This window comes from Streptomyces ferrugineus, from assembly GCF_015160855.1.
GTDB classification, from domain to species: Bacteria; Actinomycetota; Actinomycetes; order Streptomycetales; family Streptomycetaceae; genus Streptomyces; species Streptomyces ferrugineus.
Genome location: NZ_CP063373.1, coordinates 3,452,957 through 3,467,134, shown reverse-complemented (window position 1 = coordinate 3,467,134; position 14,178 = coordinate 3,452,957). Strand labels below are relative to the sequence as shown.

Genomic DNA, 14,178 nt, shown 5'->3' with positions numbered 1-14,178 from the left:
CGGGTGAGATGGAGACAACGCTGCGAGGCGTCGGTGTGAGCCACGGTGTGGCGATCGGCGAGGTTCGGCACATGGGAACGGCGGTCCTCGAGCCGCCTGCCAAGCAGATTCCGGCCGAGGACGCGGAGCGTGAACAGGGGCGCGCCCGCAAGGCCGTGGAAGCTGTGGCAGCCGATCTGATGGCGCGCGGCAATCTGGCGGGAGGCGAGGCCCAGGCGGTGCTCGAGGCGCAGGCCATGATGGCCCAGGACCCCGAGCTGATGGCGGACGTGGACCGGCGTATCGCCGTGGGCAGCACGGCCGAGCGGGCGGTGTACGACGCCTTCGCCGCGTACCGCGAGCTGCTGGCCGGTGCCGGTGAGTACCTTGCCGGTCGCGTGGCCGACCTCGACGACGTGCGGAATCGTATCGTCGCGCGGTTGCTCGGGGTTCCGATGCCAGGCGTTCCGGACAGTGACGAGCCCTATGTCCTGGTGGCTCGCGATCTGGCACCGGCCGACACGGCGCTGCTGGACCCGGCTCTCGTGCTCGGCTTCGTCACCGAGGAGGGCGGGCCGACCAGCCACAGCGCGATTCTGGCGCGGGCGCTCGGAGTGCCGGCCGTGGTCGCGCTGCCGGGTGCCGGTGAGCTGGCCGAGGGCACGCTCATCGCGGTCGACGGCAGCACCGGCGACATCTTCGTGAACCCCAGCGAGGAGAAGAAGGCCCAGCTCGAGGCTGCCGCCGCCGAGCGGAAGGCCGCGCTCGCGGCGTCGACGGGGCCGGGTGCCACCGCCGACGGCCACAAGGTGCCGCTGCTGGCCAACGTCGGTGGACCGTCGGACGTCCCTGCCGCCGTCGAGGCGGGCGCCGAGGGTGTCGGTCTGTTCCGCACCGAGTTCCTCTTCCTCGACGACAGCAAGAAGGCGCCCTCGGAGGAGAAGCAGGTCGAGGCCTATCGGCAGGTGCTCGAGGCCTTCCCCGAGGGTCGTGTCGTCGTACGTGTCCTGGACGCGGGTGCGGACAAGCCGCTGGACTTCCTGACCCCGTCCGATGAGCCGAACCCGGCACTGGGTGTGCGTGGTCTGCGGACGCTGCTGGACCACCCCGCGGTCCTGCGGACCCAGCTGACGGCGCTCGCCAAGGCCGCGGAGGGGCTGCCGGTCTACCTCGAGGTGATGGCCCCGATGGTCGCGGACCGTACCGATGCCAAGGCCTTCGCGGACGCGTGCCGTGAGGCCGGGTTGCAGGCGAAGTTCGGTGCGATGGTCGAGATCCCGTCCGCCGCGCTGCGGGCGCGCTCGATCCTTCAGGAGGTCGAGTTCCTGTCCTTGGGAACCAACGACCTGGCGCAGTACACCTTCGCCGCGGACCGTCAGGTGGGTGCTGTGTCCCGTCTGCAGGACCCGTGGCAGCCCGCGCTGCTCGACCTGGTGGCGCTGTCCGCGGAGGCGGCGAAGGCCGAGGGCAAGAGCTGTGGTGTCTGCGGTGAGGCCGCGTCCGATCCGCTGCTGGCCTGTGTGCTGGCCGGTCTGGGTGTCACCTCCCTCTCCATGGGCTCGGCTTCGATTCCTTATGTCCGGGCGACGCTCGCGAAGTACACGCTGGCGCAGTGTGAGCGCGCCGCCTCGGCCGCACGGGCCGCGGACAGCGCCGAGGAGGCGCGTAACGCCGCTCAGGCGGTGCTCTCCGGCGAGTAGTCGGGGCTGGACAGCCGTATGGCGGTCGTGTGGGGCGCTCCACCCGCGGGTGGAGCGCCCCGCTTGTGTTCAGTGCTGGTGTTCGTGTGGCGTTTCGTCACCGCCGAGGTCCGGTGGGACGCAGTAGTCGACGCCTGATTCCGGGGGGATGAGGTCTCCGGAGTCGATGTCGGTGCAGTAGGCGTCGAAGACCTCGCCCGCGGTGAGGGGCTCCAGGTCGTCTCCGCGCAGGCGCCATCCGTAGATCTGGTCAGGTGTGCCGGGTGCGCTGGTTCGCATCACGAGTCCGCCGGGGCTCCGGGTGGCGAGGCCGAGGGCGAGGACCGTGGCGAACTCCAGGGCTTCGGCCTCGTCCAGGTGTGTGGCGCCCTCGGCGTCGTCGTCGGCGTGCAGGACGGAGACGAGGGTTTCCGGGGTCCCGGTGACGCTGCAGACGAGGTGTCGGCTGCCCGGCCGGGCCGTGTCGAGGATGCGCATCAGGAGGCTCGAGGCGCGGGTGAAGGCGGCGCGGCCGATGTCCTCGCCGCAGGTGGCGCAGGTGCCGAGGCGGGCGAGGAGGGTGGAGGCGTACTCCCAGGTGGCTTGTCGGACGGCCTCGTCGACGAGGGCGGGGACGACGTCCGCCAGTGGCTGGCCCTCGTAGGGGACGGTGGGTCCGGTGGTCGCGAGTTCGGCCGTGAAACGAGTGCGGCTCGCCGGGGCGTCGGGGTCGATGCCTGTTTCGGCGCAGAACTCCGCGTACTCCTGCGGGTCGAAGAGGGCGATCGTCGTACAACTGCCCTGGGAGGCCCGGGTCCTCAGGAGAGCCTCCACCTGTTCCAGATAGATCTTGTGGTCGTCGAAGGTGAAACTGCGGTAGCGCCGCATGGCACGGAAGTCGTGCTCGTCGGTCAGCAGGCCGATCGTGCCGGCGATTTCGCGGCGCAGGACGCGTCGCATCGTCTGGTGGTCGGTGTGCGCCATGTTTCCCCCTTGTGTGCTGTCGATCAATGCTCACTCACAGTAATCGGCGGCACTGACAACGGGGGCGGAGGTGGCTTCCCGCAGCGGCCGGCCTCGGACTTCGCCGTGGCTCGGTGGGTCCGAGGCCGGTGTGGTTTCAGTCGCGCTTGCGGGCGAGTTCCTCGTAGAAGTGGAGGAGGTCGAGGTTGTCGATGGAGCCGGGGTTGACCGCCTTCTCCAGTGGGGTGCCCTGGAGCAGGCGCTTGACCGGGACCTCGATGCGCTTGCCGGTGAGGGTGTGCGGGACGCCGGGGACCTCGATGATCTCGTCGGGGACGTGACGTGGGGAGAGCTGTTCGCGGATGGTCTGCTTGATGCGGCCCAGCAGGGCCTCGTCCAGGGTCGCTCCGGGAACCAGGTGCACGAACAGGGGCATCCAGTAGCCGCCGTCGGGCTGCTCGATGCCGATGACGAGGGATTCCTTGATCTCGGGGAGGCGCTCCACCGCCTCGTAGATGTCGGCCGATCCCATGCGGACGCCCTGGCGGTTGAGTGTCGAGTCGGAGCGGCCGTGGATCACTACGGAGCCGCGTGAGGTGACCGTGATCCAGTCACCGTGGCGCCATACGCCGGGGTAGGTGTCGAAGTAGCTGTCGTGGTATCGGCTGCCGTCGGGGTCGTTCCAGAAGTAGATCGGCATGGACGGCATGGGGTTGGTGACCACGAGTTCGCCCACCTCGTCGATGACGGGCTTGCCGCTGGGGTCCCAGGACTGGAGGTCGGTGCCGAGGCCGGGGGCCTGGAGCTCGCCGACGAAGACCGGCAGGGTGGGCACGGCTCCGGCGAAGCAGGAGCAGACGTCGGTGCCGCCGCTGACGGAGGCGATCCAGAGGTCGTCGCGGACCTCGTCGTGCAGCCAGCGGAATCCGTCGGGCGGCAGGGGTGATCCGGTGGTGGCGACGCACTGCACCTTGGTGAGGTCGAAGTCGCGCGCGGGGTGCACGTCGGCCTTGCGGCAGGCCATGACGTACGCCGCTGAGGTGCCGTAGAGGGTGGCTTCCGTGCGTTCGGCGACGCGCCACTGGGCGCCGGTGTCGGGGTAGCCGGGGCTGCCGTCGTAGAGGACGATCGTGGTGCCGGTGAGGAGGCCGGAGACGAGGAAGTTCCACATCATCCAGCCGGTCGAGGTGTACCAGAAGAAGCGGTCCTCGGGGCCCAGGTCGCAGTGCAGGCCGAGTTGTTTGAGGTGCTCGACGAGGATGCCGCCCTGGGACTGGACGATGGCCTTGGGCAGGCCGGTCGTGCCGGAGGAGTAGAGCACCCAGAGGGGGTGGTCGAAGGGCACCTGCTCGAAGACGGGCGCCACGTCGGCGGCCGTGAGGGTCGACCACTCCAGGGCGCCTTCGGGGGCTTCGCTGCCGAGGACCGGGATGTGGACGACGGCGCGCAGGGTCGGCAGTTCGCGGCGGAGTTCGGTGACGACGTCGCGGCGGTCGTGCTCCTTGCCGCCGTAGCGGTAGCCGTCGACGGTGAACAGCACGACCGGTTCGACCTGCTGGAAGCGGTCGAGGACGCTGCGGGCGCCGAAGTCGGGGGCGCAGGATGTCCACACGCCGCCGACGGCGGCCGTGGCGAGGAGGGCGACGACGGCCTGCGGGATGTTCGGGAGGTAGCCGCTGACGCGGTCGCCGGGGCGGACGCCGAGGGCGCGCAGCTCGGCGGCGAGGGAGCCGACCTGGCGGCGTAGCTCGGACCAGGTGACGGGGCGGGGTTCGTGGGTTTCGTCGACGTGGAGGAGCGCGGGTTCGGCGGCGCGGGTTTCGGCGGCGCGCAGGGCGTGCTCGGCGTAGTTGAGGGTCGCGCCGGGGAACCATTGGGCGCCGGGCATGGAGCGGTCGCCCAGCACGCGCGCGTAGGGGGTGGAGAAGCGTACGTCGAACCACTCCGTGAGGGCTTTCCAGAAGGTGTCGAGTTCGTCGACCGACCAGCGGTGCAGGGCCGCGTAGCCGCCGTTCGCGGGGGCGCCGTGGTTTTCGGCGGCCCAGGCCTGGAACCTGGTGACCTGTGCGCGGGCGATGTGCTGCGGATCTGGCTGCCAGAGCGGCTGAGGGTTCACGATCGACATGGGGCGGCTCCCGGACTGTGCGCGTCGTGTGCGTCTTCCGCGCACGGCTGGGGTGTGCGCGTGACGCGGATGACACGGACGATGCCATGTGATCGACTTCTGCACCAGGGTCCGCCGCACATAGTCCGTGTCGTGAAGATGTGGTCCCAGCACGGGTGAACGGCAGTTGAACGGCACACCCGTGTGGGGCGGACAATGGCAGGCTGAGCAGCATGGACGGTCGTGACCTGGTGCGTTCGATGAAGGCGGTCGGTTCGGTGGGGGCGGCACAGGGGTTGCGTACCGTACGAGCGGCGTGGCGCAGGAGGCGTACGGACGCCGCCGGGCTGCCTCCCCGGGGTGCCGAGCGTGCCCGGGTGCCCGGGCCCGTGCAGGAGGTGCGGCCGGGTCCTGGTGGTGGTGTCATCCGGTTCAGCCGGTCCGAGCTGCGTATCTGCGTCACGGTGAACGGGGCCGTCTTCTGGGGCTGGGACGGGGCCGATCCCGAGCCGTCGTACGCACTCGCGGGCCGCTGTCCGGAGCCGGATCCCCGGGCGGTGCTGGAGCCCGACAAGGACGGTGGCTGGCGGGTCGTGGCCGAGCGGGTGACGGTCGTCATCTCGCGGCACGGTGCCGTGGAGGTGCAGACGCCCGGTGGTGTGACACTGCGCCGCGATCTTCCGCCGCGCTGGTGGGAGCCCGTCGAGGGTGGGCCGGCCCGGTGGATGCAGCGGTCGGAGGTGGCCGCGGACGCGCGGTTCTTCGGGCTCGGGGGGCGGGCGTCGGGCCCTCGGCTCAAGGACGGGACGTACCGGCTGTGGAACACCGACCCCGGGCGTCCGTTCGGTCCCGGTGACGACCCTCTGTACATCACCATGCCGGTGCAGCTGGTGGTGGCCGACGCGGCCACGCATCTGGTGTTCCACGACACCTCGTGGGACGGCACCGTGACGCTGCGGGAGGGCGAGGAGGGAGCCGGTTCCGGCCATGATCGGGCGGGGACCAGTGAGCTGCGGATGGACGGTGGTCCACTGCGCTGCTGGGTGATGGTGGGCGCTCCCGCGCGCGTGCTGCTCGTCTGGGCCTCCCTGACGGGTGCGGCCGCGCTGCCGCCGGCGTGGGCGCTGGGCCACCATCACGCGCGGTGGGGGTTCGGCAGCGAGCAGGAGGTGCGGCGGATCGTTTCGGGCTACCAGGACCGGGACCTGCCGCTGGACGCGGTGCATCTGGACATCGACCACTACGACGAGCACCAGGTGTTCACGGTCGACCATGACGGCTTCCCGAAACTGCCACAGCTCGCCGAGGACTTGCGGCGGGACGGGATCCGCCTGGTGTCGATCGTCGACCCGGCGGTCAAGGCCGCGCCGGGCAATGCCGTGTACGACAGCGGGACGGCCGAGGACGCGTTCGTGCGGGACGCCTCGGGGGAGCTCGTGCGGGGCGTGGTCTGGCCCGGGGAGGCGGTGTTCCCCGACTTCACGCACGCGCGCGTGCGGCAGTGGTGGGGCGGTCTGTACGAGGAGCGGCTGACGCAGGGTTTCTCGGGCTTCTGGCATGACATGAACGAGCCGACCTCGTTCACCGCGTTCGGGGAGTCGACGCTGCCGCGTTCGGCCGGGCACTGCCTGGAGGGGCGGGGCGGCGACCACAGGGAAGCGCACAACGTCTACGGCCTGTGCATGGCCCGGGCCGGCTACGAGGGTCTGCGCGAACTGGCACCCGAGGAGCGGCCCTTCGTCTTCTCGCGCTCCGGATGGGCCGGTATGCAGCGTTACGGCGGGACCTGGTCCGGGGACGTGGCCACGGGCTGGCCCGGGCTGCGGGCGTCGCTGTCGCTGGTCATGGGGCTCGGGCTGTGCGGGGTGCCCTACTCGGGTCCGGACGTGGGTGGCTTCGACGGGAGTCCGTCGCCGGAGCTGTATCTGCGGTGGTTCCAGTTGGCCGCGTATCTCCCACTGTTCCGTACGCACGCGAGTCTGCGGGCCGGACGCCGGGAGCCGTGGGAGTTCGGTCCCGATGTACTGGAGCACGCGCGCGTGGCGCTCGTCGAGCGCAGGAGGCTGCTGCCGTACTTCGTGACGCTGGCGCATCTGGCCCGGCGCACGGGGACGCCGTATGTACGTCCGCTGTGGTGGTGGACGCCCGAGGACCGTGCGCTGCGCGACTGCGAGGATGCGTTTGTGCTGGGTGACTGTCTGCTGGTGGCGCCGGTGCTGGATCCGGGCCTGGAGCGGCGTGCGGTGCAGTTGCCGCGTGGGCGTTGGTACGACACGGCGACGGGGCGAGCGTACGAAGGGCCGGGGCAGGTTCTCGTCGATGCGCCCATGTCGCGGATTCCCGTGCTCGCGCGCGCGGGTGCCGTCGTCCCCGTGCGTGGGGACGACGGCGGGCTGGAACTGGAGGTGTGGGCGCCCGCCCGGGAACGTACCGGGGGCGGGCTGGTCGTGCCGGACACGGGTGCCGACTGGGACGAGCCGGAGTTCGAGCGCTATGTCACTCGCTGGAAGGGACGCAAGGTGGTCGTCGAGCTGGAGCAGGAGGACGGCATGGTCCCGTCGCCCCGGCCGGTGCGTGTACGCGGGCTCGACGCCGGCTGAGTTTCAGATGTAGCGGCCCTCGAAGAACGCCCGTACGGCCACCGTGTGCAGCGGGAAGGCCAGCTCCTCCGGCCTGCGCAGGAGGTGCCAGCCCTCGGTCTCGTCCGTGGCGGCGGACGTCGGCAGACGGTCCGCGGGCCGTTCCGGGAGGAGGCCGAACAGCAGCAGGTGCCCATCGGGTGAGCTCATCGCGTCGACGAGGCGCACGTCGCGGCCGGCCGCGTCGATGCCGGCCTCTTCCTTGAGTTCGCGGACGACGGCCTGCCGCCAGTCCTCGCGGTGGTCGATGTAGCCGCCGGGCAGGGCGATGCCTCCGCGCGCGGGGGCGATGGTTCGGGTGATGACGACCAGGGCGGTGCCCTTCGTGTCGTACACGGGCTGGAGTGCGATCGCCACCGGCAGCGGATTGCGGTAGGCGACGGCGCCGCAGACCGGGCAGGTGCGCGGCCAGCCGGATACGCCCTCTCCGTAGGGCGCGCCGCAGGTCGAACAGTGGGAGTCCGCTGCGGAGTTGGGAACGGAGTGATGAGTTTCGGACACGCGGCGGACTGTATCCGATGAGCGGAGGAGCGTCTTCCGCGGGCCGGTCATCAGTGCCCCGTGAGGGTTTTCGAAGGTGCCGGGACGCCCTGCCGTTTTCGAGGTGCCCATGGCACACTTCTGACGTTCCGTCAGACCAGTGACCGGGAGGGGCTATGCCGCGCACGCGCACACCTGTGGTCGCCGGGTGGTTCGCCGGTGACGGGGAGGACTTCCGGCTTCTCGGCACCCGTTGCTCAGCGTGCACATCGGTCTTCTTTCCGCGTGAGGACAGCCACTGCCGCAACCCGGGCTGCCCTGGCGGTGACCTGGAGGAAGTCCCCCTCTCACGGCGCGGGCACGTCTGGTCCTTCACGGACGGCCGATACCGGCCTCCGTCACCCTATGTGAGCGACCCGGAACTTCCGTGGGAGCCGTACACGTTGATCGCTGTGGAGCTGCCGTCCGAGCGCCTGGTGGTGCTGGGGCAGGCGGCTCCCGGGGTCACCGTCGCCGATCTGGCGGTGGGCATGGAGGTGGAGGTCGTTCCGGGCGTGCTCCATGAGGACGCGGGGACGACCTGGACGACCTGGCAGTGGCGGCCGACGGAGGTGACGGCATGACGCAGGACGTGGCGGTGCTCGGCGCCGGCATGCATCCGTGGGGCAAGTGGGGGCGCAGCTTCGTCGAGTACGGAGCTGCGGCGGCCCGCGCGGCACTCGCCGACGCGGGACTGGAGTGGCGGGACATCGGGTCGATCGTCGGTGCGGACACGGTGCGGGGCGGCTACCCGGGGTATGTGGCCGGGGCGACGTTCGCGAAGGCGCTCGGCTGGCAGGGCGCCCGGGTCGCGAGCGTGTACGCGGCGTGCGCGTCAGGGGCGCAGGCCGTCAACACCGCGCGGGCACAGATACTTTCAGGGCTCGCGGACGTGGTGCTCGTGGTGGGTGCCGATGCGGCTCCCAAGGGCTTCTTCCGGCCGGCGGGGGGCGATCGGCCGGACGATCCGGACTGGCTGCGCTTCCGCGTCCTCGGTGCGACGAATCCGACGTACTTCGGACTGTACGCACGCCGGCGGATGGCCGTACACGGGGAGACGCCCGAGGACTACGCGCAGGTCAAGGTGAAGAACTCGGCGTGGGGCGCACTGAATCCCTACGCGCGCTACCGCAAGCCGGTCACCGCCGAGGAGGTCGCCGCCTCCGCCGTGGTCGCCGATCCCCTGCGGCTGCTGGACATCTGCGCGACGTCGGACGGCGGGGCGGCGCTCGTGCTGGCCGGCTTGGAGTTCGCGCGTCGGCACGGGGTCACGAATCCGGTGCGGATCCGGGCGGTGTCGACCGTGACGCCGCGCTACCCCAACACCGTGCTGGATCTGCCGGACATCGCGACGGACTCGGCCGTGGCGGTGCAGCCGGCCGCCCACACGTTCCGGGAGTCGATCGCGCATGCGGCCTACGAGGAGGCCGGCATCGGGCCCGAGGACCTCTCGTTCGCGGAGGTCTACGACCTGTCCACCGCGCTGGAGTTGCAGTGGTACGAGGATCTCGGGCTGTGCGGTGAGGGCGAGGCCGTGAAGCTCCTGCGGGAGGGCGCGACCGCGGTGGGCGGACGAATACCCGTGAACGCGAGCGGCGGTCTGGCCTCCTTCGGCGAGGCGGTCCCGGCCCAGGCGATTGCCCAGGTGTGCGAACTCACTTGGCAGTTGAGGGACGCTGCGGGTGACCGACAGGTCGACGGGGCGCGTGTGGGCATCGCCGCGAACCAGGGGCTGTTCGGGCACGGGTCGGCGGTCGTCGCGGTGCGATGACTCGAACCGTTGTCTACGCTGTGTGAGCGGGCCGGAATCCTGCGTGAACGTCTCATGAACTGGGCTCGGGCGCACGTCAGCGGCGCAATCATGCTTCTGTGCAGTCCTGGACGGATACTCTCCGCTTCGCCTTCCAGCCGGTGGTCAATCTGACGACTGGAGGAGTCGCGGCGCTGGAGATACTCGCCCGCCCGGAGACCGGCGACGTCCTGGCCGAGGCGCGCCGCGATCCCGAACTCGACGGCGGGCTCGCCGTGTTGGCGTTCCGTGCGGCGGCTCGCAAGGAGACGCTGCTTCCCTTGCACGTCAACGTGTTCGCCGGCACCCTCGCGGACCTCGGCGGGCTCACCCCGCTGCACGACGCCGTGCGCGCGGTGGGGCGGCTGCCGTGGGAGGTCACGATCGACATCGGTCCGCCGTATACGCACGTGCCTCAGCCGGCGCTTCTGGAGGCGGTCGGCGCGCTGCGGGAGCAGGGCTTCCGGATCAGCGCGGACGGTGTCGGCGACGGGGACGTGCCGCTGCGGTTGCTCACCGATATGGCACCGGAGCTGGTGAAACTCGACGCTTCCCTGCTGGCGCGGCCGGCGGCGATCGGGGCGATGCGGACGCTGTGCGAGCAGTTGGGAGCGCTCCTGTGCGTCGAGGGCGTGGAGACGGAGCTCCAGTGCGCGGCGGCCCGGTCGGCGGGTGCGCAGTTGGCTCAGGGCGAGCTGTTCGCTCCGCCGACCCGCCTCCCGGTGGCGGAGGTATACGTTCCGCCGCGCTCGCCCGGACCGGCGGTGACGCCCCGTTCAGGGCCCTGGGTGCGGGAGTTCGTCCGGCCGGCCGCCCTGCTGCCCGCCACCGCGTCGGCCGGGCAGGTGCGGTCGCTGCTGACCGGGTCGCCGGATGTGTCCGGGGTGCTGCTGGTGGACGCGCAGGGCGTCCCGGTGCGGTCGGTGCACCGTTCCCGCTTCCTGCTGTCGATGTCGGGCCGCTACGGCCACGCCCTGTACGCCGACCGGCCCGCTGCCAAGCTCGGCGACGCGCCGCGCACGGTGGGCGTCGACGCCACCGCGTGGGAGGTGCTGGACGTGGTCGCGGACGGCGGCCGGGACCGTACGTCGGACGATGTGGCCGTGGTCGACCGGTATCGCCGGTGTGTGGGCGTCGTACGGCTCGCCGACCTGGTGCGGGCGCTGGCCGAGACCCGGGTCGAGGAGGCCGCCGGGCTCAATCCGCTGACCAGGCTGCCCGGATCGGACGCGATCACCGGTGAGGTGGACCGGCGGATCGCGGACGGGCGGACGTTCGCCCTGAGCTGGCTGGATGTGGACCACTTCAAGCAGGTCAACGACGGGGCCGGGTTCGCGGCCGGCGACGAGCTGATCCGGTCGGTGGGACGGGCACTGCAGCACGCCGCGTCCGACGGTACGTGCGTGGGGCACATCGGCGGGGACGACTTCCTGGTGCTCGCGGATCCGGAGGGGCTCAGCCGGCTGGCTGCCTCCATGCTGGACGCGGTCTGGTCGGCGGGCGGGCGTCCCGTCACGCTGTCCCTGGCCACGGTCCTGTGCGAGCCCGGAAGCGTGACGGACCATCGGCAGGCCGCCTCTTGTCTGGCGCCACTGAAGAAGGCCGCGAAGTCACTGAGTGGGGCGAGCTGGGTGCTGGGGCGCGCGGGGCTGCCCGGGCACGAGATTCTGCGCGGTGTGGCCGCGGCTCCGGCCGAGTGCGCGGTGGCGGAGCCCGGCAGGGGGTGAGACGCTTTCCCCACGAGGCCTGCGGTGGCCGAAAAGCTCCGCAGGCCCCAGCACAGCCATGGCCTTCGACCCCTGCCGGGTCCAGCAGGAACTGGCCCGCCTGCCGGCCTCAGCAGGGCCTCGGTGTCCGTCCCTGCCCAGTACTGGCGTGCCACGAGCACGGTCGGCGTGGGTCCGTGACCCGTCGGCGCGCCCCCAACCGTTGACGTCAGCGACCTTGACGCCCCTTGGACGCCGGTGAACACTTCCCGGTGTCGGCCGACATCGCCACATTCTCGGCGTATCCACGCACTGCGCCGTGTGGCTCCGCCTGCACGAAGGCCCCTTCCCCCACGGGCGATTCGGCTGCGACGGCACGCTCGTCACGGACGCCGGGCGGGGCGCGGGACTCTCCCTGCCTTCGGCTGAAGTCGCCATGGGAAAGCGCACCCCGCACGGAGATCCGGGGCCGATCGTCCCGGCCAGGGCCTAGGAGCAGCCATGAGCAACGGAGACATTTTCCTCGGTGAGGTCATCGGGACGGCGATTCTGATCCTCTTCGGAGCCGGTGTGGTCGCCGCCGTCCTACTGAACTACTCCAAGGCGAAAGACGGTGGCTGGATCGTCATCACGTTCGGCTGGGGGTTCGGCGTCATGGCCGGGGCGTACACCGCCGCGCCCCTGTCCGGCGGGCACATCAACCCGGCCGTGACCCTTGGGATCGCCATCGACACCGGCGACTGGGACAAGGTTCCGATCTACATCGCCGGACAGATGGTCGGCGCGTTCCTCGGGGCAGTGCTGTGCTGGCTGGTCTACCTCGCCCAGTTCCAGGCCAACGCCGAGGAGGACAAGGCACAGCCGACCCTCGGCATCTTCTCCACCACCCCCACGATCCGAAATCCCGTGGCGAACCTCATCACCGAGATCATCGCGACGGTCGCCCTGGTGCTGCCGATCCTGGCCTTCGGCCTCACCAAGGGGCTCGGCGAGTCGGGCACCGCGATTCTGATCGTCTCGTTCCTGGTGGTCGGCATCGGTCTGTCGCTCGGTGGCCCCACGGGCTACGCCATCAACCCGGCCCGTGACCTGGGCCCGCGCATCGCGCACACCCTTCTTCCGATCCCCAACAAGGGCACGTCGGACTGGGGTTACGCGTGGGTTCCGGTGGTGGGACCGCTGATCGGCGGGGCGCTGTCCGGGCTCATCTTCAACGCAGCCTTCTGAAGGAACCGACGAAGGGGACGTCATGACGGACAAGTTCGTCGCCGCTATCGACCAGGGCACCACCTCCAGCCGCTGCATCATCTTCAACCAGGACGGCGCGATCGTGGCCGTCGACCAGCGTGAGCACCGCCAGATCTTCCCCAAGCCGGGCTGGGTGGAGCACGACGCCACCGAGATCTGGTCGAAGGTGCAGGCGGTGGTGGCCGGGGCGATCGCGAAGGCCGGGCTGCGCGCCGACCAGCTCAGCGCGCTCGGCATCACCAACCAGCGCGAGACGACGGTCCTGTGGGACCGCGCGACGGGCAAGCCGGTGCACAACGCGATCGTGTGGCAGGACACGCGTACCGCGGCGCTGTGCAACCAACTCGGCGGCTCGGACGGGCAGGACCGTTTCCGCGAGCAGACCGGACTGCCGCTGGCCAGCTACTTCTCCGGTCCCAAGGCCGCCTGGCTGCTGGACAACGTGCCCGGTCTGAGGGCGCGCGCCGAGCGCGGCGAGATCGCGTTCGGCACCATCGACTCCTGGCTGATCTGGAATCTCACCGGCGGCACGGACGGCGGGCAGCACGTCACCGATGTGACGAACGCCGGCCGCACCATGCTGATGAACCTGGAGACCCTCCAGTGGGACTCCTCGATCCTCTCGGCCATGAACGTCCCCGAGGCCGTCCTGCCGGAGATCAGGTCCTCCGCCGAGGTGTACGGCACCGCCGTCGGCCAGCTCTCCGGGGTGCCGGTCGCCTCGGCGCTGGGCGACCAGCAGGCGGCCGTGTTCGGACAGGCCTGCTACGACGTGGGTACGGCGAAGAACACCTACGGCACGGGCAGCTTCCTGCTGCTCAACACGGGCAACAGGCCGGTGCCGTCGAAGAGCGGGCTGCTGACGACGATGGGCTACAAGATCGGCAGTGAGGCGGCGGTGTACTGCCTGGAGGGCTCGATAGCCATAACGGGCGCGCTGGTCCAGTGGTTCCGCGACCAGCTCGGCATCATCCGCAGTGCCGACGAGATCGAGCCACTGGCGGCGAGTGTCGAGGACAACGGCGGCGCGTACATCGTGCCCGCCTTCTCCGGCCTGTTCGCACCGTACTGGCGCTCCGACGCGCGCGGTGTGATCACCGGCCTGACGCGGTACGTCACCAAGGCCCACCTCGCCCGTGCGGTGCTGGAGGCGACGAGCTGGCAGACGCGCGAGGTCGTGGACGCCATGTTCCAGGACTCCGGGGTGCACATCACGACCCTGAAGGTCGACGGCGGCATGACGAAGAACAACCTGCTCATGCAGCACCAGGCGGACGTGCTCGATGTGCCGGTGATCCGGCCCAAAGTCTCCGAGACGACCTGTCTGGGCGCCGCCTATGCGGCGGGGCTGGCCACCGGGGTGTGGAACGACCTGGACGAACTCAAGGCGCACTGGGCGAAGGACGCCGAGTGGACACCCTCCATGTCCGCCGAGGTGCGTGACCGCGAGTACCACAACTGGCGCAAGGCGGTGGAGAAGAGCTTCGGCTGGCAGGAGGACGGCGAGAGCTGAGCAAGAGCCCGAGCGCGGTCCACGCGTGCGTGCGTCTCG

10 protein-coding genes are annotated in these 14,178 nt (G+C 70.7%); 7 read left to right on the top strand and 3 right to left on the bottom strand.

Annotated features, from left to right (window positions below; genetic code table 11):
- Positions 1 to 8: 8 nt before the first annotated feature.
- Positions 9 to 1,679, top strand: coding sequence for a phosphoenolpyruvate--protein phosphotransferase (ptsP, locus tag IM697_RS15830; protein ID WP_194048324.1), 1,671 nt, complete (start codon positions 9 to 11; stop codon positions 1,677 to 1,679).
- A 69-nt stretch (positions 1,680 to 1,748) separates the two neighbouring features.
- Here the strand turns inward: ptsP and IM697_RS15825 are convergent, their stop codons facing one another.
- Together IM697_RS15825 and IM697_RS15820 are read right to left on the bottom strand one after the other, a co-directional pair.
- A complete protein-coding gene (locus IM697_RS15825) occupies positions 1,749 to 2,642 on the bottom strand; it encodes a hypothetical protein (RefSeq protein WP_194048323.1) in 894 nt (297 codons plus the stop codon).
- 136 nt (positions 2,643 to 2,778) lie between these two features.
- Positions 2,779 to 4,746 (bottom strand): acetoacetate--CoA ligase, encoded by a 1,968-nt coding sequence (locus tag IM697_RS15820; RefSeq protein ID WP_194048322.1) that lies wholly within the window; start codon positions 4,744 to 4,746, stop codon positions 2,779 to 2,781.
- 212 nt (positions 4,747 to 4,958) lie between these two features.
- On the opposite strand from IM697_RS15820, the gene IM697_RS15815 reads away from it, so the two are divergent.
- Positions 4,959 to 7,325 (top strand): glycoside hydrolase family 31 protein, encoded by a 2,367-nt coding sequence (locus IM697_RS15815; protein WP_194048321.1) that lies wholly within the window; start codon positions 4,959 to 4,961, stop codon positions 7,323 to 7,325.
- A 3-nt stretch (positions 7,326 to 7,328) separates the two neighbouring features.
- On the opposite strand, the gene IM697_RS15810 is transcribed toward IM697_RS15815, so the two are convergent.
- Positions 7,329 to 7,865, bottom strand: coding sequence for an NUDIX domain-containing protein (locus IM697_RS15810; protein ID WP_194048320.1), 537 nt, complete (start codon positions 7,863 to 7,865; stop codon positions 7,329 to 7,331).
- Positions 7,866 to 8,041: 176 nt separating this feature from the next.
- Here IM697_RS15810 and IM697_RS15805 point away from each other — a divergent pair, with 176 nt between their 5' ends.
- From IM697_RS15805 to glpK, 5 genes are all read left to right on the top strand, one after another.
- Complete coding sequence (locus IM697_RS15805; RefSeq protein ID WP_194049726.1) at positions 8,042 to 8,467, top strand: Zn-ribbon domain-containing OB-fold protein; 426 nt, start codon at positions 8,042 to 8,044, stop codon at positions 8,465 to 8,467.
- The gene (locus IM697_RS15800; protein WP_194048319.1) at positions 8,464 to 9,654 is read left to right on the top strand and encodes a lipid-transfer protein; all 1,191 of its coding nucleotides are present in this window, start codon (positions 8,464 to 8,466) and stop codon (positions 9,652 to 9,654) included. The genes IM697_RS15805 and IM697_RS15800 overlap by 4 nt, the downstream gene beginning before the upstream one ends.
- Before the next feature lie 98 nt (positions 9,655 to 9,752).
- Entirely contained in the window at positions 9,753 to 11,399 is a 1,647-nt protein-coding gene (locus IM697_RS15795; RefSeq protein ID WP_194048318.1) for a GGDEF domain-containing protein, read from the top strand.
- A 480-nt stretch (positions 11,400 to 11,879) separates the two neighbouring features.
- Positions 11,880 to 12,605: an MIP/aquaporin family protein gene (locus IM697_RS15790; protein ID WP_194048317.1), complete on the top strand. Its 726-nt coding sequence runs from the start codon at positions 11,880 to 11,882 to the stop codon at positions 12,603 to 12,605.
- Between the two features lie 22 nt (positions 12,606 to 12,627).
- Entirely contained in the window at positions 12,628 to 14,139 is a 1,512-nt protein-coding gene (glpK, locus tag IM697_RS15785; RefSeq protein ID WP_194048316.1) for a glycerol kinase GlpK, read from the top strand.
- Positions 14,140 to 14,178 lie beyond the last annotated feature (39 nt).

What these genes read in the sequence shown, in the direction of transcription:
- ptsP (WP_194048324.1), top strand. Translation starts at nt 9, where the DNA reads ATGGAGACAACGCTGCGAGGCGTCGGTGTGAGCCACGGTGTGGCGATC.
- IM697_RS15825 (WP_194048323.1), bottom strand. Translation starts at nt 2,642, where the DNA reads ATGGCGCACACCGACCACCAGACGATGCGACGCGTCCTGCGCCGCGAA.
- IM697_RS15820 (WP_194048322.1), bottom strand. Translation starts at nt 4,746, where the DNA reads ATGTCGATCGTGAACCCTCAGCCGCTCTGGCAGCCAGATCCGCAGCAC.
- IM697_RS15815 (WP_194048321.1), top strand. Translation starts at nt 4,959, where the DNA reads ATGGACGGTCGTGACCTGGTGCGTTCGATGAAGGCGGTCGGTTCGGTG.
- IM697_RS15800 (WP_194048319.1), top strand. Translation starts at nt 8,464, where the DNA reads ATGACGCAGGACGTGGCGGTGCTCGGCGCCGGCATGCATCCGTGGGGC.
- IM697_RS15790 (WP_194048317.1), top strand. Translation starts at nt 11,880, where the DNA reads ATGAGCAACGGAGACATTTTCCTCGGTGAGGTCATCGGGACGGCGATT.
- glpK (WP_194048316.1), top strand. Translation starts at nt 12,628, where the DNA reads ATGACGGACAAGTTCGTCGCCGCTATCGACCAGGGCACCACCTCCAGC.